Here is a 22,378-nt window from a genome sequence, read left to right on the forward strand (position 1 = left end):
GCGCTTGACTCTGCGCCCCGGCTAAAGCATGGGGCCACCCTCTTGCCACGCGGCGCACAAGGTGCAGCTTGGCTCATGTGAATTTTGCCTCGGTTGGCGCGCCGCTGTCTCAGCGATGCAAGGACCGGGTCTGGAACAATTAGGAAAGTGTCATGGCAAAGCCCGCAACCGTCAAGATCCGTCTGGTTTCCAGCGCCAACACCGGCTTCTTCTATGTGACCAAGAAGAACCCGCGCAACACCACGGAAAAGTTCAGCTTCCGCAAGTATGATCCCGTTGCCCGCAAGCACGTGGAATTCAAGGAAGCCAAGATCAAGTAAGATTCAGGAGCGGTTCAAGCCTGCGTCTGTATAAGCGCGGGCATGACAAACGCTCAGAACTTACCGAATCACTTGGCGCCGCGTGTTAAAATGCTGCGCCTGGCCATGGGGCTGCTGGTTGCGGGACCGGCGGCCCTTTCGCTTGCTGTGCCCACCCCCGCTCTGGCCGCACCGGCCGCGAATCCGGCGGCCACGATTGCTCAGGCCGTTACCGCGCTGCGCGGGATCGACACGATGCGTGCCAGTTTCGTTCAGCGCTCGGAAGCCACCGGCCAGCAGGTGACCGGCGTGCTGAGCCTGAAGCGGCCCGGCAAGATCCGGTTCCAGTATCAGCGCGGCTATCCGGTGCTGATCATTTCGGACGGCAAGGCGCTGACCATCATCGACTCCGAGGTCAAGCAGACCCAACGCTGGCCGATCGGCAAGAGTCCGATGGGCGCGCTGCTCAACCCCGCCAAGGACGTGGCGCAATACGGCACGCTGCTGCCCAGCCTCGACCCCCATGTCACCAACATCCGCGTGACCGACCGCATGCATCCCGAATATGGCGTCATGACGCTCAGCTTTGCCCAGAAGGCCGGTGTGCCGGGCGGGATGGAACTGGTTGGCTGGCAAACGGTGGATGCGCAGAATCGGCGCACCACGATTATCCTGTCGGGCCATCAATATGGCGTCGAACTGGGCGATGACCTGTTCCGCTATGTCGATGTCCGCCCGGGCGGCCGCCACTGATACGCTTAAATTTCACACTTGTGACAATCTGCGACAATGCTGGCGATCTCGTTCATAAGAGAGCAAGGCAAAGCGGCCTATACAGGTCTTCGACAAGGCGGACGAGTTGGTGGGTTTTCCCCCCTGTTGCCCACATCTCTAACGAGATCCGCATGTCAGCGTGACGAACGCACACACGAACCCTCGCTCCCCATGCCCCCGGGGAGCGAGGGTTTTCTTTATTCACCCACGCAAAAATCCGGTGCCACTTTGCCCGCTATGCTCTAAAGGCCAGCGCCATGATCTCTATTGCCACCTGGAACATCAACTCGGTGCGGCTGCGTATGCCGCTGGTCGAACGCTATCTGAAGGAGCATGGGCCCGATGTCCTGTGCCTTCAGGAAATCAAGACTGTGGCCGAACTGTTTCCCGCGCAGGCCTTTGCCGATCTGGGCTATACCTATCAGGCGGTGCATGGGCAAAAGGGCTATCACGGCGTGGCGACGGTCAGCCGCATCCCCTTTACCGAGGTGTCGCGCCACGACTGGCAGGCCAATGGCGAAGCGCGCCACGTCGGCGTGCGGTTGAGCGACAGCGGCGTGGTGATTGAAAACGTCTATATCCCGGCGGGCGGCGACGAGCCTGACCGCGAGATCAACCCCAAGTTCGGCCAGAAGCTCGATTTCCTTGAGCGCATGACGCAATGGGCAGGGGCCGTGAAAGATCCCACGATCATCCTTGGCGATTTCAACATCGCGCCGCTGGAAAGCGATGTGTGGAGCCACAAGGCGCTGCTCAAGGTGGTCAGCCATACGCCGATCGAGGTCGAGACGCTGGAGCGTTTCAGGGCCGCGCATGATTTTGTCGATATCGGCCGCCAGTTGATCACCGCGCCCCAGCGTTATTATTCCTGGTGGTCCTATCGGGCCAAGGACTGGCGGGTTAACGACAAGGGCCGCCGCCTCGACCATATCTGGGGCTCGCCCAGCGTGGCGGCGCAGGCCCGCGCCCACCGCGTGTTCGAGGACGCGCGCGACTGGACGCAATGCTCGGACCACGTGCCGCTCATCACCGAGTTTGATCTGTAATGAGCGCGACGCGGCGGGTTGCGCGGGCGCTCGATGCGCTGCGCCATGGTTGGGCGGTGCGGATCGGCCCGTGGGTGCTGCTGCCTGCGGAAACCGGTTTTGGGGCGGGCGTGGCCTCGCGCCGGATGCTGATTTCCGCCGCGCGGGCCACAACGCTCAAACTGGCCAACCAGCGCGATGCGGCAGAGCCGGAAAGCCCGGTGCTGATTCGCGGCGCAGAAGCTTTCGATCTGACGCTGGCCCGGGCGATGGGGGATCCCGCGCTCGATCTGGCCAACCCGCTCAAGGGGCCGTTTCTGGCCGAGCCGATTGCCGATCATGACAGCGCCGTGGCCGCGATGGAACTGGCGCGGCTGGCCGGGGTCCTGCCCGCCTTCCTCGTCGATCCCAGCGGGGTGGAGGAAGCGCAGGAGGTTTCCGCCGCCGATCTGGAGGACTGGAAAGACCCGCGCCACCTGAGCATTGCCAGTCGCGCCCGCCTGCCCGTTTCGGTGTGTGAGAGCGCGCAGATCGTCGCCTTCCGGGCGCTGGATGATTTGCGCGAGCATGTGGCGCTGGTTCTGGGGCGGCAGAGCGCGGACCGGGTGCCTTTGGTGCGGCTGCATTCCGAATGCCTGACGGGCGATGTGCTGGGCAGTCTCAAATGCGATTGCGGGCCGCAGCTTGACGCCGCGCTGGCCGCGATGGCGGATGAGGCCAATGACGGCGGCTGGGGCGTGCTGCTCTATCTGCGTCAGGAAGGGCGGGGCATTGGCCTCGTCAACAAGCTGCGCGCCTATCAGCTTCAGGATCAGGGCTTTGATACGGTGGACGCCAACCAGCGTCTGGGCCTGCCCAATGAGGCGCGCGATTTTCCGGTGGCGGCGCGGATGCTCGACCTGCTTGGCGTGCATGGCATCCGGTTGATGACCAACAACCCCGCCAAGGTGGAAACGCTCAAATCGGTGGGCGTGAACGTGATCGAGCGTGTGGCCCATGCCTTGCCTGCCAATCCGCACAATGCGCGCTATCTGGCGACCAAGCGGGACCGTTCAGGCCATTTTCTTTAAGCAGAAACGTTGGACGCGATGGCGGCATGCGTGACCCCGCATGCCGCCCCGTCGATCAAAGCCCCATCAGGCGCTTGTTCAATTCCCGATCCTCGCCGCCCGAGGCAAAATCGTCAAAGGCGTGTTCGGTGACAGGGATGATGTGCTTGGCAATGAAGGGGGCGCCTTCGGCCGCGCCGACTTCGGGATGCTTGAGCGCGCATTCCCATTCCAGCACAGCCCAGCCGGCATAGTCATATTGCGCCATCTTGCTGAAGATCTGGCCGAAATCGACCTGACCGTCGCCAAGGCTGCGGAAACGGCCCGGACGGTTGACCCAGCTCTGATAGCCGCCATAGACGCCGCTGCGGCCAGAGGGGCGGAATTCGGCGTCCTTGACGTGGAAGCACTTGATGCGTTCGTGGTAGATGTCGATAAACTGGACATAATCCAGACATTGCAGCACGAAATGCGACGGATCATACAGGATGTTGGCGCGCGGGTGATTGTTGACGCGTTCGAGGAACATCTCGAAGGTCACGCCATCGTGCAGATCCTCGCCCGGATGCAGTTCGAAGCCGATATCGACGCCGTTTTCATCGAACACGTCGAGGATCGGCTTCCAGCGGCGGGCCAGTTCGTCAAAGGCATCCTCGACCAGACCGGCGGGACGCTGGGGCCATGGGTACACATAGGGCCATGCCAGCGCGCCGGGGAAGGAGGCATGGGTGGTCAGGCCGAGGCGCTGCGAAGCCTTGGCGGCGAAGTGCATTTGTTCGACCGCCCAAGCCTGACGCGCGGCGGGATTGCCGCGCACATGCTCGGCGGCAAAGCCGTCGAACTGTGCGTCATAGGCCGGGTGAACCGCGACCAACTGGCCCTGCAAATGGGTCGACAGTTCGGTGATTTCCAGCCCCTTGTCAGCCAGCATCCCCTTGATGTCGTCGCAATAGGTCTGGCTTTCCGCCGCCTTGGCCAGATCGAACAGGCGCCCGTCCCAGCTGGGGATCTGGATGCCCTTATAGCCCAGCCCGGCCATGTAATCGGCAATCGCGGGCAGAGAATTGAACGGCGCGGCATCGCCCGCGAATTGCGCGAGGAAAATGCCGGGGCCTTTGATGGTCTTCATAAAATCGGTCCTTTTAAACCGTGAATTTGGTCCAGCCCGCGCCCGCTTTGGACAGCGCAACGGACTGTTCGATCAGCGCCATGCCGCGCAGGCCATCGGCGATGCCGGGGACCAGCGAGCCTTCCTCGCCCCGGATTTGCCGGGCGAAGTCGCGGTAGAGATTGGCGAAGGCTTCGAGATAGCCCTCCGGGTGGCCGCCGGGGGTGCGGCTGGCGCGCAACGCGTCGGCGCCAAGGCCCGGATCGCCCGCCTGCACCAGCTCGCTGCGGCCGTCATCGTGATAGATCCAGAGCATATTCGGATCTTCCTGACGCCAGCGCAGGCCCGCCTTTTCGCCATAGATGCGGATGGTCAGGCCATTGCGCTCGCCCACCGAAATCTGGCTGGCCAGCAGCGCGCCGCGCGCACCGTTCGCAAAGCGCAGCAGGATCTGGCAATCGTCATCGACGCGGCGGTCGGGAACGACCGTACCCAAATCGGCGAGGATTTCCGTGACCTGCAGCCCGGTGATGAATTCGGCCAGATGGAAGGCATGGACGCCAATATCCGCCACGCAGCCGCCAACGCCGGACCGCGCCGGATCGCCGCGCCATTCGGCCTGCTTGCCGGTGTCGGGCTTGGACAGCCAGCCCTGCGGATATTCGACTACGACCTTGCGGATCGCGCCCAGCGCACCGGCCGCGATGCGCGCCCGCGCCTCGCGCACCAGCGGATAGCCCGAATAGGTGTAGGTCAGGGCAAAAGGCTTGCCCGCCTTTTCCACGATCGCGGCCAGTTCATGGGCCTGGGCCAGCGTGGTTGTTGCGGGCTTGTCGCAGATCACCGCGAAGCCAGCCTCGAGCGCGGCCTTGGCGGCGGGCAGGTGCATGTGGTTGGGCGTGGTGATCGCCACAAAGTCAATCGGATCGGCGCGCTGGGCTTCCTGCGCCAGCATGGTGGCGATATCGGCATAGGCCCGCGCCGGATCAATGCGATAGGTCTCGCCCGCCGCGCGCGACTTTTCCGCGCTGGAGCTGAAGGCGCCCGCCACCAGTTCGATCTCGCGGTCCATTTCCGCGGCAATCCGATGCACCGGGCCGATAAACGCCCCCGGCCCACCACCGATCATTCCCATCCGCAAGCGGCGCATTGTCATCTCCCAGGGGACAGGCAGCTCTGGCCTGCCAGTAATCAGAATTGTGGTTCTGATTTATTCATGCTTCGGCAAATCTGTCAAGTCGGGCGACCATCGGGGGGATTGTCCCGCCCGTGGTCGCCCCGCACCTGTTACGCCACGAATTTGGCCAGATAATCGTAGCTGATCTTCATCGAATCGAACCGGTCGCGCGTGAAGGGCGCTTCCTGTTCGACATAAAAATTCTCGACCCCCGATTCCACGCAGGCGGGCAGGATCTTGTGCCAGTTGAGCATACCCTGACCGACTTCGGCCGGGTCCTGGCCCAAGGCATAGTTGATCTTGGTCGAGGCCTTGATGTCCTTCAGGTGGACCATCTTGATCCGCCCCTTGAGGCGAAGGATTTCGGCCGCCGGGTCCAGCCCGCCCGCTGCCGCCCAGCCAAGGTCGAGTTCAAGGAACACCAGCTTGGGGTCCAGTTCGCCCAGCAGCACGTTCCAGCCCGTGGTGCCGCCTTGCGGACGGAATTCCATGTTGTGGTTGTGATAGCCCAGATCAATGCCATAGGGGCGCAGCGCAAGGGCGCGTTCGTTGAGCAGACCGCCCATGCGCTTCCACATGTCCAGCCCGCCCGCATCGACGGCCGCGACCAGAGCCTCACGCACATTGCCGCTGGTGGGCATCTTGAAATCATCAGGCAGCAGCGGCATCGGCAGCACCGCCTTGCGGATGCCCAGCGTGCCCAGCGCATCGGCGATTTCCTGCGGGCTGCTCATCAGCGTGAGCGAGCCGGGGGGCAGGCGCTGGGGCAGGCCCATATGGATCGAGCCGTAGCGCACACCCGCCGCATCGGCATCGGCGCGCAGGTCCTTGGGGCTGCGGCCATAGAGGCCGGGCAGTTCGAAATCGGTATAGCCGATCGCGGCGAGGCGCTTGAGCGTGCCGCCCAGATCCTTTTGCGCCGCCTCGCCCAGCGCATAGAGCTGGACGCCCAGCGGCTTGTTGATGCGCTTGAACAGGGGCTTGCGGCCCGTTGCGGTTTTGGGCGCGGCAAAGGCCGGGGCGGCGGCGGCAAGGCCGGTTGCGCCAAGCGCGGCCATCATGGCGCGGCGGTTGAGTTGGATGGTCATCAGGCGTCCTCCAAAGCCCCGGCCGGTGCGGCCGTCGGCGGGTGAAAAGCAAAGGCCAGCACCAGCGCGCCCAGCGTGGCAAGGCCGGCAGGCACAAGGAACAGCGTGCGATAGTCGACCACGCCGTCCACCCCGGTCAGCCGTGCGACAAGGTTGGGGAAGAAGGAACTGGCCACCATATTGCCGATGCCAAGGATCAGCAGGTTGAACAGGCCCTGCGCGCTCGAACGCACGTCCTTGGGGAAGGCTTCGTCCACGAAGATGTACACCGTGGCGAAGAAGAAGGCGTAGCAGATGCCGTGCAGCAATTGCACCGCGACAATCGCGGCCACGCTGTCCGACAGGAACGAGAAGGCGAGGAAGCGCGCCGCATGGCCCAGAATGCCCACGATCATCGTCTTGCGCCAGCCCAGACGGCCCAGCACCGTGCCCAGCACCAGCATGGTCAGCACTTCGGCGATCTGGCCCAGCGAGAGGACGACCATCGAGAGGTTGCCCGCAATGCCCACGCGGTTGGTGAGGAAGGCGTCGGCCATCACGAAATAGCCGTTATGCACGACCGAATCGATGAAGGTGACGAAGAACAGCACCGCCACGAAGGGCTTTTTCAGCAGGCCCAGCGCTCGCCGCCATGCCAGCGCGTCGACATCATCGCCGCCCTTCTTGGGAGGCGTATGGGGCAGGGTCAGCGAGAAGGCCGCCAGCACCAGCGAGATGACGCCCGACACGATGAAGATCGAGCGGACTTCCTCCGGCCCCGAATGCGCGCCCAGAATGAACACGAAGGGCCACGAAGCCATGACCCAGCCCACGGTGCCGCCTGCGCGGACGGTGCCGAAATCCTTGCCTTCCTTGAGATTGGCAAAGGCGATAGTGTTGGTGACCGACAGGGTGGGCACATAAACGAGGCTGTAGGCCAGATAGAAAGCGAAGAAGGGCATGAAGGCGGTCGAATAGGCCGCGCCCAGCATGCACAGGCCGCCGATCAGATGGCTGGCCGCCAAAAAGCGTTCCGCCGAAAAGTTGCGGTCGGCAAACTGATTCGAAAAGAAGATGCCCACGACTGAGGCAATGCCCCAGCATGAGCCGACAAGTGCCTGTTGTCCTGCGGAAAAGCCGAGCATGCCCATGTAAGGGAACAGTTTCGGCGCCCAAGCCCCCCAGATGGCCAATTGCAGCGCCATCATGATGAAAAGGCTTATTTTTCGGGTCTGCGTTGAAGTGGTTGTTGACAAGGCCTCGTCCTCTGTCCCATATTTTTGTAAACGTTGCCAGAACGCGATGGCATCGGTCAAGAATCAAATTTCGGGAAGAGGAGAAGTTGGGCATGATCGAACTCGATCGCCGTCACATGCTGGAAGGTCTTGCGGCACTTATCGGACTGTCCGCGCTGCCGGCTGACGCGCTGGCTGTTGCGGCCAAAAAACCATCGCTCCTTGACGCGCCCACCACCGCGCTGCTGGCCGCGGTCTGCGATACGCTGATTCCGCGCACCGACACGCCCGGCGCGGTTCAGGCCAAGGTGCCCGCCACGGTGGACGGGCTGCTGCGTGACTGGGCCAATCCGGCGCATCGCGCGGCCCATATCGCCGCCTTGAAGGCCATCGACACCGCCGCCCGCGCCAAGACCGGCAAGCCCTTTGCGCTGCTGACCCCGGCGGCGCGCAAGACGTTCCTGACCGGCTATGATCTGGAGAACTTCTCCAATCCCGATTACTACAAGCTCAAGGACCTGCTGGTGACCGCCTATTACATGAGCGAACCGGGGGCCACGGTCGAACTGCGCTATGAACATGTGCCCGGCGCATGGGAGCCTTCGATCCCGCTGACCAAGGAAACGCGCGCCTGGGCTGGCCATAACGTCGGCTGATAAGCATTCTGGGAGAGTAAAATGTTTGACGCCATTGTTATCGGCTCTGGGATGAGCGGCGGGATGGCCGCCAAGGAATTGTGCGAACTGGGCCTCAAGACGCTCGTGCTGGAGCGCGGCCGCAAGATTGAGCATGGCGCATCCTATAATGACTGGATGCAGCCCTGGGATCTGCCCACCGGCGGCGGCGTGCCCGAGGAAGTGCTGGAAAAGGACTATCCGATCCAGCGCCAGTGCTATGCGGTCAACACCGCCACCCAGCAATATTGGGTGAAGGACAGCCAGCACCCCTATGAAACCCCGGAAAACAAGCCTTTCAGCTGGATTCGCGGCTATCATCTGGGCGGCCGCTCGATCATGTGGGGGCGCCAGACCTATCGCCTTTCCGAAATGGACCTCAGCTCGAACGCGCGGGATGGGCATGGCGTGGACTGGCCGATCCGTTATGCCGATCTGGCGCCGTGGTATGACAAGGTGGAAACCTTCATCGGCGTGTCGGGCGAAAACGATGGTCTGGCCCAATTGCCCGACGGCAAATTCCTGCCCGTGATGCCGATGACCGATGGCGAAAAGCTGTTCAAGGCGGCGGTCGAGAAGAATTTTGGCGGCCGCAAGGTGATCATGGGCCGCTGCGCCCACCTGACCCAGCCTCAGCCGCACCATATCGAACTGGGCCGCAATCCGTGCCAGTACCGCTCGCTGTGCGAACGCGGCTGCTCGTTCGGCGCCTATCATTCCAGCCTGTCCTCCTCGCTGCCTGCGGCGGAGCGCACCGGCAACATGACGCTGGTGACCGACGCCATCGTGCATTCGATCATCACCGATCCGAAAACCGGCAAGGCGACCGGCGTGCGCGTGATCGACCAGAACACCAAGAAGGCTACGACCTATGAGGCCAAGGTGGTGTTCCTGTGCGCCTCGACCATCGGCAGCGCGCAGGTGCTGCTGCAATCGGCCAATGAGGCCAATCCGCGCGGCCTTGCCAACAGTTCGGACCAGGTGGGCCGCAATCTGATGGACCACGTTTACGGCCCCAGCGTGATGGCGATCATGGATGGCCCGGAAACCTTCCACCGGGGCCGCCGCCCCAACGGCATCTATATCCCCCGCTATCGCAATCTTGATGGTCAGAACGAGAGCTATCTGCGCGGCTATGGTTTCCAGGGCCGGGTGATGCGTCAGGGCTGGCACGGCGTGGCCATGGGTGCGCCGGGCGTGGGCGCCGAGTTGAAGGAGCGCATCCGCCATCCGGGGGCCTGGATGGTCGGGCTGGCGGGCTTTGGCGAAATGCTGCCCAATCCGGAAAACCGCGTGACGCTGAACGCGACGAAGAAGGACGAATGGGGCCTGCCGGTGCTCAACATCCATTGCGAGCATGGCGAGAATGACAAGGAACTGGGCCGCCGCATGCTGGAGGACGCCAAGGCCATGGTGACGGCCGCCGGCGGACGCATCATTCGCGAAAGCGGCAAGCTGCACCCGCCGGGCCTGGGCATTCACGAAATGGGCACCGCGCGCATGGGCGCCGATCCCAAGACCAGCGTGCTCAACAAGCATAATCAGGCCCATGACGTGCCCAACCTGTTTGTCACCGACGGCGCGGCCATGACGTCGAGCGGTTGCCAGAACCCGTCGCTGACCTATATGGCGATGTCGGCGCGGGCGGCCAATTATGCTTCGGAACTTCTGAAGGCAGGCACGATCTGATAGAGGGGTTACAGCAAAGCGTGGTCACCATTCGCGATATTGCCAAGCGTGCAGGCGTCTCGGTGGCCACGGTTTCGCGAACCCTGCGTGAACCGGAGGCGGTGCGTCCGGCCAAGCGCGATGCGGTCAATCAGGCGATTGCCGAAATGAAATATGTGCCCAACGCGATTGCCCAGCAATTGCGGCGGCCACGCCATGAGGCGATCATCGTGATCGTCCCCGAAATCGCCAACCCGTTCTTTTCCGAAATCGTGCAAAGCATCGAAAATGTCGCGCATGAGCTGGGCTATCGGGTGTTGATCGGCGAGACGCAGGCCAAGCAGGAACGGCTGGATTATTATGCCGAAATGGTCACCTCGCGGGTGGCGGACGGGCTGATTCTGCTCGGCTCGCTGCTGCCCTCGGTGGTGCGCGCCACGGTCAAGGCGGGCAAGCCTTTGCCCATGCCTTTGGTGCTGGCGTGTGAAAGCTATGCGGGATTGAATTGCCCGCATGTGGTGATCGACAATGTCGCGGCGGCCAAGCTGGCGGTGCAGCATCTGATCGAGGTGGGGCGCAAGCGCATCGCCACGATAACCGGGCCGATGGCCAATTCGCTCTGTGCGGACCGTTTGCGGGGCTATCACTCGGCGATGGTCGAGGCCGGATTGACTCCCGAGCCGGGGTGGATTGTCGAGGGCGATTTCACCATCGAATCGGGCCACAAGGCCATGCTTCGCCTGCTTGAAGCGGGCTCTCGGCCCGATGCGGTGTTTTGCGCCAATGATGAAATGGCGATCGGCGCGCTGCAGGTGATCCATGAAAAAGGGCTGAATATTCCGGGCGATATTGCAATCGTGGGCTTTGATGATCTGCGCTTTGGCGCCTATGCATCACCCCCGTTGACGACGATTCGCCAGCCCACCAATGAATTGGGCGAAACGGCGATGCGGATGATCCACGCCATGCTGCATGGCAAGCCCCTTACACAGCAAAGTGTTGTATTGGCGCATCAGTTGATCGTCAGGCGTTCTTCCGGGGCGCAGGACTGACTTGCATCGAATAACTGAAGTGGTTAGAGGGGCGACAGAGTTAGCGCGGAGCCAATGGATTGGCCCGGCATCAATGGAGAGAATGAGGAGGGGTTTGCGGCGTTCGTGCCGCATTTATTTCCCACATCACTGAAAACGATACCAAGCCCGGCTCCTTTCGCGACGGATGAGAGTAAGGGCGCTGGCTGCAGCAAATTGCCGCCAAATTGATAACGTTTTCAGCCAACGGCTGCTGTTGCTGTCGCGCTCTTGGCGGCGGCGGGGGCGGCACAATGAATTGCTCAAACAGGAGAGGGACAGGCAATATGAAGTTCACTCACATTCTTGGGGCCTCCGTGCTCGCGCTGGCGATCGCCGGCCCCGCCATGGCGCAGGAAACCAAGGTTACCCCCGACGGCGATATCGTCGTGACCGCCACGCGTTTCGAAACGCTGGCTTCCAAGACCCCGATCGCGCTGACCGCCGTTTCGGGCGATGCGCTGCGCACCGCGGGCATCACCAACCCGACCAATCTGGGCGACCAGGTCCCCAGCGTGATGATCAACCGCAACAACGGTCTGCAGATCACCATCCGCGGCGTGACCAGCGCCGACGGCACCGAAAAGGGCGATCCCTCGGCCGCCTTCATGATGGACGGCATCTACATCGCCCGTCAGCAGGCCCAGGAAACCAGCTTTTACGACATCAGCCGCGTCGAAGTGCTGCGCGGGCCGCAGGGCACGCTCTATGGCCGCAACACCACGGCCGGTGCGGTCAACCTGATCACCAACCGCCCCACCTTCGACAAGTTGAAGGGCGACGTGAACATTGCCTATGGCAATTACAACAACACGCAGGCCGGCGGCGCGATCAACGTGCCCGTGACCGACAATCTGGCGATCCGCGCGGCGGTCAACTATGACCACCGTGACAGCTTCCTCAAGGCCGGCGCCAACCTGTCGGGCCTGAACCTGTCGCCGTTCAAGGACGTGTTCTCGGGCCGCCTGCAGGCGCTGCTCAAGTTTGACCATGGTGAACTGCTGGTTCGCGGCGATTACAACCAGATGAAGGGCATCAGCTCGAACGCGCTGCCCACCAGCAACTTCTATTCGAACTATGCCACCAGCACCGTGATGCCGACCTACATCGCCAAGGGTGTGTCGAATTCGCAGCTGCTCACGCTGAACGCGCCGAGCGCCGATGGCCTGCCGATGGCCTATCTGGCCAACAATCTGAAGCGCGACAACGCCACCTACGGCCTTGACGTGGACTTCAAGTATGACTTTGGCGCGGTGACGCTGAACTATCTGGGTTCGTACCGCGAATTCAAGCGTCACGAAGGCAACTACAGCTATTACGGCACGGGCAACCCCAACACGGCCGGTCTGGCCCCCAACAAGTTCGATGGCTGGTACTGGCAGAACAGCCAGGAACTGCGCCTGTCGACCAATGGCACGGGGCCCTTCCGCGCTCAGGCCGGTGTGTATTACTTCAAGGAACGCGCCGACATTCAGCTTGCGATCTATGATCGCATGATCAACGGCTCGCGCCTCCAGCCCGGCCAGATCGTCTATACCGGGACCACGCCGAACGGCTATGTCTATGGCTTCCCGCAGCACTATGTGATGTCCTCGTCGGTGGCCGGTTTCGGTCAGGTGACCTATTCGCCCACCGAAAAGCTGCACATCACGGCCGGTGCGCGTTATACCAAGGATGAAAAGGCCCGTACCGGCGCCACCATCAACTGCGCCTATACCATCGCCTGCACCACGCCGGGCGACATCCAGACCCCCAACGTTGCCAAGCGTTCGTATGAAAAGGCCACCTGGAAGGTCGGCGTTGATTACAACCTGAACGCGGCCACCATGCTGTTCGGCACGATCTCGACCGGCTACAAGGCCGGTGGCTTCAACGACGGTTGCGAAGCCGGCACCGCGGCTGGCTGCACCCTGCCCGCCAGCACGCTGTACTATCAGCCCGAAACGCTGACCGCCTATGAAATCGGCGCCAAGGCTCGTCTGTTCGACAACAAGCTGCGTCTGAACTTCTCGGCCTTCCACTACAACTACAACAACCTGCAGCTGACCCAGGTCGGTCCGTTCTGTCAGGGTGGCCAGCAGTGCACCCAGACCACCAACGCCGCTTCGGCCAAGGTGGACGGTATCGAAGCCGAAGGCACCTATGCCATTGTCAAGAACGGCAAGCTCGACGTTCAGCTCTCGCTGCTCGATGCGCGCTATGGCACGTTCTTCCCCAATGCCGCGGCCTATCCGACGCTGAACCTGGCCAACACCCGTCTGGACCGTTCGCCCACCACCACGCTGACGGTGGGTTATACCCATACCTTCCCGATGGCCAATGGCGGCGAAATCATTGCCGGTGTCCGTTCGAAGTATTCGAGCAGCTACAACATGCTCGCGCTTTCGATCAACAGCCGCTTCGTTCAGCCGTCCTATACCCAGACCGAAGTCAACGTGACCTATAACTCGCCGGACAAGACCTACTACGTGCAGGCCTACGGCAAGAATCTGGAAAACAACCTGCTGGTTACCGCCGCTGGCGCGGGCATCAACGGTACGCTCCAAGTTTCCGATCCGCTGATGTACGGCGTTCGCGCCGGCTTCAAGTTCTGATAATCAACGAACCCTGACCTGTGGCCGGGCTGCCCTTTGGGCGGTTCGGCCACCTTTATGTCTGAAGCTTGTGAAATGGCTTTTTCCGGGAGAGAATGTCTGATGCTGCGCAAAACCGTCCTGATGTCGTCTCTCCTTGCGTTGGGCCTTTCCTTGCCGATCGGGGCCGTGGCCGCCAATTCGGCCGCGCCCAAGAATGTCGCGCCCAAACAGCCTGCGCCCAAACAGCCCGCTGTAGAAAGCCGCAGCAAGGCGATCATCACGATCAAGGGTCTGCGCTTTCGCGACCTTGATGGCGATGGCAAGCTGACCCCCTATGAGGACTGGCGCCTTTCGCCTGCCCTGCGCGCCGCCGATCTGCTGGCCCGCATGAGCATTGAGGAAAAGGCGGGCCAGATGCTGCACGGCACGTTGCCGGGTCTTGCCGGGGCCAATGGCACAGGCGCGATCGGGCGTTCCGATCAGGGCTATGACCTTGCCGCTGCCGCGCCGATGCTGCGCGACAAGCATATTTCCAGTTTCATCACCCGCCTGCCGCTGGCCCCGGCCGCGATGGCGGAGCAATCGAACGCCGTGCAGGCGCTGGCCGAGAGCACCCGCCTTGGCATTCCCGCCACGATCAGCGCCGATCCGCGCAACCATTTCCACCATGTGCTGGGCGCGGGCGAGAGCGCGACCGGCGTGACGCAATGGCCCGAACTGCTGGGCCTTGGCGCGCTGGGCGATGCCGCGCGCGTGAAGCGTTTTGCCGAAATTGCCCGCATGGAATACCGCGCGGTTGGTATCCAAGAGGCGCTGAGCCCGCAGGTCGATCTGGCCAGCGAGCCGCGCTGGGCCCGCATCACCGGCACGTTCGGCGCCGATCCGCAATTGTCCAGCGTGCTGGGCGGGGCCTATGTGCAGGGATTTCAGGGCGCGCCGGGTGGCCTTGCCCGCAATGGCGTGATGACCGTGGTCAAGCACTGGGTCGGCTATGGCGCCTTGCCCGAAGGGTTTGACAGCCACAATTATTATGGCCGCATCGCCAAGCTGACCACGGCGCAGCTCGACATGCATATCGCCGCCTTCAAGGGCGCGCTGGCGGCGGGCTCGGCGGGCATTATGCCGACCTATCCGATCATTTCCGGACCCAAGCCGCTGGGCAAGGATCTGGAGCCCTATGGCGCCGGTTACAGCAAGGTTTTGCTGACCGATCTGCTGCGCGGCAAGCTGGGCTATAAGGGCATCATCCTGTCCGACTGGGCGATCACGGTGGATTGCAACGAGCGTTGCAGCAACCCCACCAAGGACAACCCCCAGCGTCCGCAGGACATTTCCACCGACTGGGGCGTCAATGACCTGACCGTTGAACAGCGCTATGCGCTGGGCATCAAGGCGGGCATCGACCAGTTTGGCGGCACGCAGGACGTTGCCCCGTTGCTGGCCGCGATCAAGGATGGGCTGATCACACCGGCGCGCATTGATGAATCGGTGCGCCGCATTCTGGTGGCCAAGTTCGAGCAGGGCTTGTTTGACAATCCCTATGTCGATCCCGCCGCCGCCGCGCGCATGATCGCCAATCCGGCCAACCACGCCCTTGCCGAGCAGACCCAGCGCGAGGCGCAGGTGCTGCTGACCAACAAGGGCCTGCTGCCGATCGCGGCGAAAGGCAAGAAGGTCTGGCTGTTCGGCGTCGAGCCCAAGGCCGCGCAGGCCGCAGGCCTCATCGTGGTGTCCGATCCGGCGCAGGCCGATTTCGCCGTGGTGCGCGCCGAAAGCCCGTCCGAAATGCTCCACCCCAACCATTTCTTCGGCAGCCGCCAGAAGGAAGGCCGCCTGGATTTCCGCGACGGCGATGCCGCCTATGACGCGCTGAAGGCGGCCAAGGCGGCGGGCAAGCCGGTGGTCTTTGCGATCTTCCTCGACCGCCCCGCGATCCTGACCAATGTGGTGGACAAGGCCGATGCGGTGCTGGCCAATTTCGGCGCCAGCGACGAGGCCGTGCTCGACATCGTGCTGGGCCGCGCCAAGGCCAAGGCCAAGCTGCCTTTCGAACTGCCCTCCAGCATGGCGGCGGTGGAAAAGCAGGACCCGGCCGTGCCCAATGACAGCGAGAAGCCGCTGTTCAAAATGGGCGCGGGCCTGTGATCCAAAAGGGCCTTTGAACGGTGGCGGCGGCTGACCTCTGGCTGCTGGGCATCAGCATCGGCGGGATCGCTCTGGCGATCCTGCTGATCGCGCGGCTGGGGCTGCATCCATTTATCGGCCTGCTGTCAGGCGCGTTTGCCATTGGCCTTGCCGCGCAACTGCCGCCGGAAAAGCTGGCGCAAACCATCGAAAAGGGCTTTGGCGACATCCTGCGCGGCACCGGCATGGTGGTGGCGCTGGGGCTGGGCCTTGGCGCGATGTTGCAAATTTCGGGCGGGGCGAAGGCGCTGGCCAAATCGGTGCTGGACCGCACCGGTGATCGCTATGCCAGCCTTGGCGGGATGGCGGCGGCGCTGCTGATCGGGATGCCGCTGTTTTTTGAAACCGGCACGGTGCTGCTCCTGCCGATCATCGCGGCGGGCATGGCCGGGCGCGGCCAGAGCGCGACCCTGCGGCTCAAGGTGATGCTTTCGACGCTGGCGGGACTGTCGGTGCTGCATGCGCTGATGCCGCCGCATCCGGGGCCGTTGATCGCGGTGCGCGAACTGGGCGCGGACCCGGCGCGCACGATGCTGCTGGGCCTGATCGCGGCGGTGCCCACGGCGCTGATCGCGGGGCCTCTATTGGCGCGGATCACCACGCGTGGGGTCATCACCGAAAACCTGCCGCTGATCGAGCCGGAGGAAGGGCTGGCAACACCGGCATGGCGGGCGCTGATTGTGCTGCTGCTGCCGGTGGGGCTGATCGCGGCGGGGGCGCTGATGCGGATGGGCGGGGGCGAGGTTTCGCCCGCCGTCGCGCTGGTCTCCGATCCGGTGGTGGCGCTGCTGATCGCCAATGGGGCGGGGCTGATCCTGCTGCTGGGCCCCCGGATGGCGGATCGCACCCTTCAGGACATGATCTGGCGCGAGGCCATGCTGCCTGCGGGAGGCATCCTGCTCGGCATCGGTGCGGGCGGGGCGCTCAAACAAGTGCTGGTCGATATCGGCCTGCCCGCGATGTTTGCCCGGATGGCGCAGGCCAATTTCGTGGGGCCGGTGGTGATGGCATGGCTGGTGGCCGCCGCGATCCGCGTGGCCACGGGTTCGGCCACGGTGGCGACGATCACCGCCTCGGCCATCATGGCGGGCGTGGTGGGCGGGCATGCCATCGACCCCAGCCTTATCGTCATGGCCATCGGCGCGGGATCGGTGTTCTTCTCCCACGTCAATGATCCGGGCTTCTGGCTGGTCAAAGCCTATCTGGGCACCAGCACGCGCGACACGTTTCGTACATGGTCAATGCTGGAAAGCGCGATCTCGGTGGTGGGGCTGGGCTGTGTGCTGCTGCTGGCGCAGGTGGTTTAAGGACCAGATCGTTTAAGGGCGCGCGAAACGCACCACGCCCGGATCGATCTGATTCGCCCCGATCACAATCCGCCCGCCCGACCAGTCGCGCACGAACGCTGGCCCTCGCGGCGCGCCCGGCGCCATTTTCACCGTATTGCCCTCGATCACCAGCCCATCGGTGGGGTGATCGCGGCTCTCGGCGGAGAGGGCGATGATCGTGCCGGGGTTCTCCTTGCGCGGCCCCTGCACCATCCAGTTGCCCGAAATCCGCCCGGTACTGCCTGCGGGCAGGTCGATCAGATAGTTCGAATTGCGCCCGCCGGTGTCGTCGATCACATTGTCGCGAATATCGACCACGCGGGCGCGCGCCTTGATGTAATGGCCGCCATCGCCCATTTCAAAGCGCGAATTGGTGATGGTCACGCGGTCGTAGAAATTCAGATAGACCGAATGCGCGCAGGACAGCCCCCGATCACAGCGGCCCAGATGGGTGAAGGTCGAATGGTCGATGGCAATCGTGCCGCGCGGGTCATTGTTGGCCAGAATGCCCTCGTCGCTGTCCTTGAACCAGCTTTGCGTGACCGAAAGATTGCCATGTTCAAGCCGGATGCCCGAGCCATTGCCGTCCTGATGGCGCATATTGGCAAAGATCAGCCCTTCCACCCGCGAGGAACGCCCGCGCAGAACCAGCGCCGCCTTGTCCTCGCACAGGCGTCCGTCAAAGATCGTCTTGCCCGGCACGGCGGCGACGAATTTGACATCGCCCGCGATCTGCGCCGCGCAATCGCGCCAGCGGCCCGCGTCGATGCGGATCGTGCCGGTCTTGTCGCCAATCGCGAAAAGCGCGTCCTGCAGCCGGTTGAACTTCTGCCCCGTCTCGACCACCGTATAGGGGCTGGTCTGCTGATAGGCAGCCTGGGCATGGGCGAGGGCGGGCGCGGCCAGCGCGGCGAGCAGGAGGAGGGGGCGCTTCATGGCCTCCGGCTTTAACGGCTGGGCGTTAAAATCCGCCCAACGGCGCGCATCATCCGCACAGGCCAGCGTGCGCAGCGGTCGCAATTCCCGCAAATGCGCGGCGGATCACCCCCGAAATGACGCAGAAGCACGGCGCGGCGGCATCCCCATGTGCGGATCAATCGCTCCATCGCGCGCCAGCGCGCCTCTTGCCCGCGTTCATTGCCGCTGGCGATGGCGCGTTGCAATCCGCCTTTCAGATCCTTGTCCCGCCACAGCAAGAGCGCCAGCGCCGGGCGCCCATCGCGCCCCGCCCGGCCCGTCTCCTGATAATAGGCCTCCACCGACAGAGGCGGCGAGAGATGGACGATGAAGCGCACGTCCGGTTTGTCCACCCCCATGCCAAAGGCGATAGTGGCCACCATCACCGCGCTGGTACTGTCGAAAAAGCGTTGCTGATGGGCGCGGCGTTGTTCAGGCCGCATCCCGGCGTGATAGGGCAATACGCGCCGCCCGGTGCCGGACAGGGCATCGGCGGTCTTTTCCACCTCGGCGCGGGTGCGGGCATAGATGATGCCGGGGCCGGGGTTGTCGGCCAGAACCTTGCGCAATTGGGCCAGCGTGTCGCAGCGCTGGATCGCGGCATAGTGGATGTTGGGCCGGTCATAGCCGCCGATGATCCTGCCCTCGGGGGGAATGGCGAAATGCTCGGTAATGTCGACGGCGGTATGCGCGTCCGCCGTCGCGGTCAGGCACAGGCGCGGGGCGGGATGGGCATCCAGCAAAGGCAGCAGGGCGCGGTAATCGGGGCGGAAATCATGGCCCCATTCCGACACGCAATGCGCCTCGTCCACGGCGAACAGGGCGATGGGGATGTCGGCCAGCAGGGCTGCGAAATCATCGCGCGCGGCCCTTTCGGGCGCGATATAGAGCAGGTCGAGCGCGCCGCGTTTCAGCAGGTCGATGGTGCGCCCCTGATCTTCGTCGGCGCTGGTCAGCGTGGCGGCGCGCAATCCGTGGGCCTTGGCTGCGCGCATCTGGTCCTGCATCAGCGCGATCAGCGGGCTGATGATGACGCCCGTGCCCGGCATCAGCAGCGCGGGCAATTGATAGGTCAGCGACTTGCCGCCACCCGTCGGCATCACCGCCAGCGTATGCCCGCCGCCCATGATGCGCTCGATAATCGCGCGCTGGGTGGGGCGGAAATCCTCGTGGCCGAAATGCTCGCGCAGCGCGGCGGTTAATTCATCCATGATCACGGATGGCGCGCAGGAAGGCATCGCCATAGGCTTCCAGCTTGCGCGCACCCACGCCCGAGATCTGCGCCATTTCGTGCATCGAACCGGGGCGCTCGGCGGCCATCTGGCGCAGCGTGGCGTCGTTGAAGATCACATAAGGCGGCACCTTGCCCTCGGCCGCCAGATCGCGGCGCAGGGCGCGCAGGGCCTCGAACAGGGGATCGCCGCTGGGGTTGGGGGTGCGGTCCTTGCGGCCGGCGCTGCGCGTGCGCGCCGGGGGCTGGGCCATGACCATGGGCATTTCACCCTTCAATATCGCGCGCGCATCGCCCGCCAGTTGCAGGCCCCCATGCTCGGTTGCCTCCAGACATCCGCGCGCCTGCAAAGCGCGGGCCAGCGGGCGCAGCAGCGCGGCCTCCTCGCCCGAGACGATGCCGTGGACCGAGAGCGTATCATGGCCGCGCTTGGCGATCAGTTCATCCGCCGCCCCGGTCAGCACATTGGAGACATACCCCAGCCCAAACCTCTGCCCGGTGCGATAGATGGCCGAGAGCAGCTTGCGCGCCAGCTCCGTCACCTCGATCACCTTGGGCGGGTTGAGGCAATTGTCGCAATTGCCGCATTGGGCGGGCGCGTCCTCGCCGAAATGGCGGCGCAGCAGGGCGCGGCGACAGCCCGCCGTTTCCACCAGCGCGGCCATGCTGTCCAGCCGGGTCCGTTCGCCCGACTGGCGCTCGGGTTCGACCTCGGAGATGCGCTGGCGGGCGCGGACGAAATCCTCGGCGCCCCACAGCATCAGCGCCACCGCAGGATCGCCATCGCGTCCTGCGCGGCCGGTTTCCTGATAATAGGCCTCGATGCTCTTGGGCAGGCCCGCATGGGCGACAAAGCGCACATCGGGCTTGTCGATGCCCATGCCAAAGGCGATGGTGGCGACCATCACCATGTCTTCGGAGGCGACAAAGGCGGCCTGATTGGCGGCGCGCATTTCGGGCGGCAGGCCCGCGTGATAGGGCAGCACGCGCCGCCCGGTCGCGCCCAGTTGCTCGGCCAGTTTTTCCACGCCCGCGCGCGTTCCGGCATAGACGATTCCGGGGCCGGGCACCTCGGCCATCAGCACCTTGACCTGAGTCAGTGGATTGTCGCGCGGGGCGATGCGATATTGGATATTGGGCCGGTCAAATCCGGAAACGATCAGCCCGTCCGCCGGAACGCCCAATTGTTCGAGAATGTCGCCCCGCGTATGCGCGTCCGCCGTGGCCGTCAGCGCCAATCGCGGCACATCGGGAAAGGCATCCATCAACGGGCGCAGCAGCCGGTAATCGGGGCGGAAATCATGGCCCCATTGCGAAACGCAATGCGCCTCGTCGATGGCGAAGAGGCCGATGTGCGATTGTTCGAGCAATTCCCGGAAATGCGGCTGGCTGGCGCGTTCGGGCGCGACATAGAGCAGATCGAGCGCCCCATCACGCAGCGCCGCCATCGTCGCGCCGCGATCCATGTCGGCGCTGGTCAGGCTGGCCGCGCGGATGCCATTGGCGCTTGCCGACCGCAACTGGTCGTGCATCAGCGCGATCAGCGGCGAAATCACCACGCAGACCCCCGGCAGCATCACCGCCGGCAATTGATAGGTCAGCGATTTGCCCGCGCCCGTCGGCATCACCGCCAGCGTCGAACGCCCCGCCAATATGCGGCCCACCACATCCTCCTGCACCCCGCGAAAGGCGGAGAAGCCGAAAATGCGATGCAGCGTGTCGAGCGGATTGAGCGTTGCGGTGTTCACGCCCCCGCTATGGCAGAGCGCGGCGGGAAGCGGAAGCGCGCGCAACCACTTCCTCCTCGCGGGCGGTAAAAGCGCTGCTGCCCTTGGGAGCGTCATCGGCCACGGCGGTGGTGAAAAAGGCCAGCCCCCGCCCGCGCGCCGGATCGACCCAGAGGCCCGATTTCAACCCATAGGCATCGCCCGCATGGCCGATCCGCCGGGCCCCATCGCCGAACAGGTCATCGCGGCATCCCCTGCCGCCCTCTGCCAATGTCTGCACCGCCAGCCCATAGGCGCAGAAGAAACCATCGCCCTCGCCATTTTCGCCCAGGCCGTTGGTGCCGTCAAAGCGCCAGTGCGGGCGGGTCATTTCGGCAAAAGCCTCGGCGCTGATAAAACCCTTGCCGCCCCGCGCCAGCATCTGCCCGATCCGCGCCAGATCCATCATGCTGATCCGCAACCCGCCCTGCGGCGAGAACAGCGCGCCATTCTCGCCGGGGCGATAGGCGGCCAGATCGCAGGCATGGCCCGGCATGACCTCGACCGGGCATGCGGGCAAGGCGCCATGCAGGTCATCCTTGGCCACATCGCCATCGGCGCGGTAAAGCACCACCGCGCGCTCGGCCTCCTGCGCCGAACAGGGCGACCAGTTATAGCAGGCCGACAGGCCCAGCGGGGCCAATACCAGATGATGCATCAACTGGTCGAACCGCTCGCCCGTCGCCTTTTCCATCACGCTGGCCACGACCGGAAAGTTGAGATTGGTGTAATGGAACCAGTCGCTGCCGGGCGCATGGTTGCGATCCCAAGCGCGCGGGTCGGCCAGACGTTGGCGCAGGCTTTCGCCCAGCGGGATGATATAGCCGGCATCATCGCTCAGGCTGGAGCGGTGCGAGAGCAGCAGGCGCAGCGTGATCACCGCATCGGGGAAGGCCGGATTGCGCAAGCGCCAGCCCAGATAATCCGACACATCGCGGTCAAGATCGAGCGTGCCGTAATCGAACAGCCGCATCACCCCCAGCGCGGCCACCAGTTTGGAAATCGAGGCGATGCGCACCGGTGATCGGGCATCGGCGGGCCGCCCGGTGGCGCGGTCGGCGGCCCCTTCGGCCAGAACCGCGACGGCATGGTGCCGGTCAAAGCGAACCGCGACAGTTGCGGGAACGGCGGCGGCGAGCAGAAGGGCGGAGAGCGGCATAGGGCCAATGTGCCCTGCCGCTCTCCGCCGT

18 protein-coding genes are annotated in these 22,378 nt (G+C 64.0%); 10 read left to right on the plus strand and 8 right to left on the minus strand.

Annotated elements, in window-relative coordinates; all coding sequences use genetic code 11:
* Positions 1-152 precede the first annotated feature (152 nt).
* The 4 genes from rpmG to ribA all read left to right on the plus strand — a co-directional run bounded on the left by rpmG (position 153) and on the right by ribA (position 3,168).
* Positions 153-320 carry a 50S ribosomal protein L33 gene (gene rpmG / locus PQ467_RS02305; protein WP_168603399.1) on the plus strand — a complete coding sequence of 56 codons (168 nt, stop codon included), beginning with the start codon at positions 153-155 and terminating at the stop codon, positions 318-320.
* A gap of 90 nt (positions 321-410) precedes the next feature.
* Positions 411-1,052 carry a LolA family protein gene (locus PQ467_RS02310; protein WP_274174953.1) on the plus strand — a complete coding sequence of 214 codons (642 nt, stop codon included), beginning with the start codon at positions 411-413 and terminating at the stop codon, positions 1,050-1,052.
* A 278-nt stretch (positions 1,053-1,330) separates the two neighbouring features.
* Positions 1,331-2,119: an exodeoxyribonuclease III gene (locus PQ467_RS02315; RefSeq protein ID WP_274174954.1), complete on the plus strand. Its 789-nt coding sequence runs from the start codon at positions 1,331-1,333 to the stop codon at positions 2,117-2,119.
* Positions 2,119-3,168, plus strand: coding sequence for a GTP cyclohydrolase II (gene ribA / locus PQ467_RS02320; protein WP_274174955.1), 1,050 nt, complete (start codon positions 2,119-2,121; stop codon positions 3,166-3,168). The genes PQ467_RS02315 and ribA overlap by 1 nt, the downstream gene beginning before the upstream one ends.
* A gap of 55 nt (positions 3,169-3,223) precedes the next feature.
* Here the strand turns inward: ribA and PQ467_RS02325 are convergent, their stop codons facing one another.
* From PQ467_RS02325 to PQ467_RS02340, 4 genes are all read right to left on the minus strand, one after another.
* Positions 3,224-4,276 carry a sugar phosphate isomerase/epimerase family protein gene (locus PQ467_RS02325; RefSeq protein WP_274174956.1) on the minus strand — a complete coding sequence of 351 codons (1,053 nt, stop codon included), beginning with the start codon at positions 4,274-4,276 and terminating at the stop codon, positions 3,224-3,226.
* Positions 4,277-4,289: 13 nt separating this feature from the next.
* On the minus strand, positions 4,290-5,405 hold the full coding sequence (locus PQ467_RS02330) for a Gfo/Idh/MocA family protein (RefSeq protein WP_274174957.1): 1,116 nt from the start codon (positions 5,403-5,405) through the stop codon (positions 4,290-4,292).
* A gap of 137 nt (positions 5,406-5,542) precedes the next feature.
* A complete protein-coding gene (locus PQ467_RS02335; RefSeq protein WP_274174958.1) occupies positions 5,543-6,520 on the minus strand; it encodes a sugar phosphate isomerase/epimerase family protein in 978 nt (325 codons plus the stop codon).
* A complete protein-coding gene (locus tag PQ467_RS02340; protein ID WP_274174959.1) occupies positions 6,520-7,755 on the minus strand; it encodes a nucleoside permease in 1,236 nt (411 codons plus the stop codon). The genes PQ467_RS02335 and PQ467_RS02340 overlap by 1 nt, the downstream gene beginning before the upstream one ends.
* Positions 7,756-7,847: 92 nt before the next feature.
* Between PQ467_RS02340 and PQ467_RS02345 the strand changes: the two genes are divergently transcribed.
* The 6 genes from PQ467_RS02345 to PQ467_RS02370 all read left to right on the plus strand — a co-directional run bounded on the left by PQ467_RS02345 (position 7,848) and on the right by PQ467_RS02370 (position 17,213).
* Positions 7,848-8,390: a gluconate 2-dehydrogenase subunit 3 family protein gene (locus PQ467_RS02345; RefSeq protein WP_274174960.1), complete on the plus strand. Its 543-nt coding sequence runs from the start codon at positions 7,848-7,850 to the stop codon at positions 8,388-8,390.
* Between the two features lie 21 nt (positions 8,391-8,411).
* Positions 8,412-10,097 (plus strand): GMC oxidoreductase, encoded by a 1,686-nt coding sequence (locus PQ467_RS02350; protein ID WP_274174961.1) that lies wholly within the window; start codon positions 8,412-8,414, stop codon positions 10,095-10,097.
* Between the two features lie 20 nt (positions 10,098-10,117).
* The gene (locus PQ467_RS02355; protein WP_274174962.1) at positions 10,118-11,128 is read left to right on the plus strand and encodes a LacI family DNA-binding transcriptional regulator; all 1,011 of its coding nucleotides are present in this window, start codon (positions 10,118-10,120) and stop codon (positions 11,126-11,128) included.
* Positions 11,129-11,433: 305 nt separating this feature from the next.
* Entirely contained in the window at positions 11,434-13,740 is a 2,307-nt protein-coding gene (locus PQ467_RS02360; RefSeq protein ID WP_274174963.1) for a TonB-dependent receptor, read from the plus strand.
* 102 nt (positions 13,741-13,842) lie between these two features.
* Positions 13,843-15,867: a glycoside hydrolase family 3 protein gene (locus PQ467_RS02365; protein WP_274174964.1), complete on the plus strand. Its 2,025-nt coding sequence runs from the start codon at positions 13,843-13,845 to the stop codon at positions 15,865-15,867.
* A 20-nt stretch (positions 15,868-15,887) separates the two neighbouring features.
* Entirely contained in the window at positions 15,888-17,213 is a 1,326-nt protein-coding gene (locus PQ467_RS02370; protein WP_274174965.1) for a GntP family permease, read from the plus strand.
* A gap of 12 nt (positions 17,214-17,225) precedes the next feature.
* Here PQ467_RS02370 and PQ467_RS02375 read toward each other — a convergent pair whose 3' ends face one another.
* From PQ467_RS02375 to PQ467_RS02390, 4 genes are read right to left on the minus strand one after another with little or no spacing between them, the layout of a single operon-like run.
* Entirely contained in the window at positions 17,226-18,170 is a 945-nt protein-coding gene (locus PQ467_RS02375; protein ID WP_274174966.1) for a right-handed parallel beta-helix repeat-containing protein, read from the minus strand.
* An 11-nt stretch (positions 18,171-18,181) separates the two neighbouring features.
* Entirely contained in the window at positions 18,182-19,402 is a 1,221-nt protein-coding gene (locus tag PQ467_RS02380; protein WP_274174967.1) for a RecQ family ATP-dependent DNA helicase, read from the minus strand.
* Positions 19,395-21,170: a DNA helicase RecQ gene (recQ, locus tag PQ467_RS02385; RefSeq protein WP_274174968.1), complete on the minus strand. Its 1,776-nt coding sequence runs from the start codon at positions 21,168-21,170 to the stop codon at positions 19,395-19,397. Before recQ ends, PQ467_RS02380 begins: the two co-directional genes overlap by 8 nt.
* 7 nt (positions 21,171-21,177) lie before the next feature.
* Positions 21,178-22,347: a serine hydrolase domain-containing protein gene (locus PQ467_RS02390; RefSeq protein ID WP_274174969.1), complete on the minus strand. Its 1,170-nt coding sequence runs from the start codon at positions 22,345-22,347 to the stop codon at positions 21,178-21,180.
* Positions 22,348-22,378 lie beyond the last annotated feature (31 nt).

The sequence above is a fragment of the Novosphingobium sp. KACC 22771 genome (assembly GCF_028736195.1).
GTDB lineage: Bacteria > Pseudomonadota > Alphaproteobacteria > Sphingomonadales > Sphingomonadaceae > Novosphingobium.

What these genes read in the sequence shown, in the direction of transcription:
- rpmG (WP_168603399.1), top strand. Translation starts at nt 153, where the DNA reads ATGGCAAAGCCCGCAACCGTCAAGATCCGTCTGGTTTCCAGCGCCAAC.
- PQ467_RS02310 (WP_274174953.1), top strand. Translation starts at nt 411, where the DNA reads ATGCTGCGCCTGGCCATGGGGCTGCTGGTTGCGGGACCGGCGGCCCTT.
- PQ467_RS02315 (WP_274174954.1), top strand. Translation starts at nt 1,331, where the DNA reads ATGATCTCTATTGCCACCTGGAACATCAACTCGGTGCGGCTGCGTATG.
- ribA (WP_274174955.1), top strand. Translation starts at nt 2,119, where the DNA reads ATGAGCGCGACGCGGCGGGTTGCGCGGGCGCTCGATGCGCTGCGCCAT.
- PQ467_RS02325 (WP_274174956.1), bottom strand. Translation starts at nt 4,276, where the DNA reads ATGAAGACCATCAAAGGCCCCGGCATTTTCCTCGCGCAATTCGCGGGC.
- PQ467_RS02330 (WP_274174957.1), bottom strand. Translation starts at nt 5,405, where the DNA reads ATGCGCCGCTTGCGGATGGGAATGATCGGTGGTGGGCCGGGGGCGTTT.
- PQ467_RS02335 (WP_274174958.1), bottom strand. Translation starts at nt 6,520, where the DNA reads ATGACCATCCAACTCAACCGCCGCGCCATGATGGCCGCGCTTGGCGCA.
- PQ467_RS02345 (WP_274174960.1), top strand. Translation starts at nt 7,848, where the DNA reads ATGATCGAACTCGATCGCCGTCACATGCTGGAAGGTCTTGCGGCACTT.
- PQ467_RS02350 (WP_274174961.1), top strand. Translation starts at nt 8,412, where the DNA reads ATGTTTGACGCCATTGTTATCGGCTCTGGGATGAGCGGCGGGATGGCC.
- PQ467_RS02360 (WP_274174963.1), top strand. Translation starts at nt 11,434, where the DNA reads ATGAAGTTCACTCACATTCTTGGGGCCTCCGTGCTCGCGCTGGCGATC.
- PQ467_RS02365 (WP_274174964.1), top strand. Translation starts at nt 13,843, where the DNA reads ATGCTGCGCAAAACCGTCCTGATGTCGTCTCTCCTTGCGTTGGGCCTT.
- PQ467_RS02375 (WP_274174966.1), bottom strand. Translation starts at nt 18,170, where the DNA reads ATGAAGCGCCCCCTCCTCCTGCTCGCCGCGCTGGCCGCGCCCGCCCTC.
- PQ467_RS02380 (WP_274174967.1), bottom strand. Translation starts at nt 19,402, where the DNA reads ATGGATGAATTAACCGCCGCGCTGCGCGAGCATTTCGGCCACGAGGAT.
- PQ467_RS02390 (WP_274174969.1), bottom strand. Translation starts at nt 22,347, where the DNA reads ATGCCGCTCTCCGCCCTTCTGCTCGCCGCCGCCGTTCCCGCAACTGTC.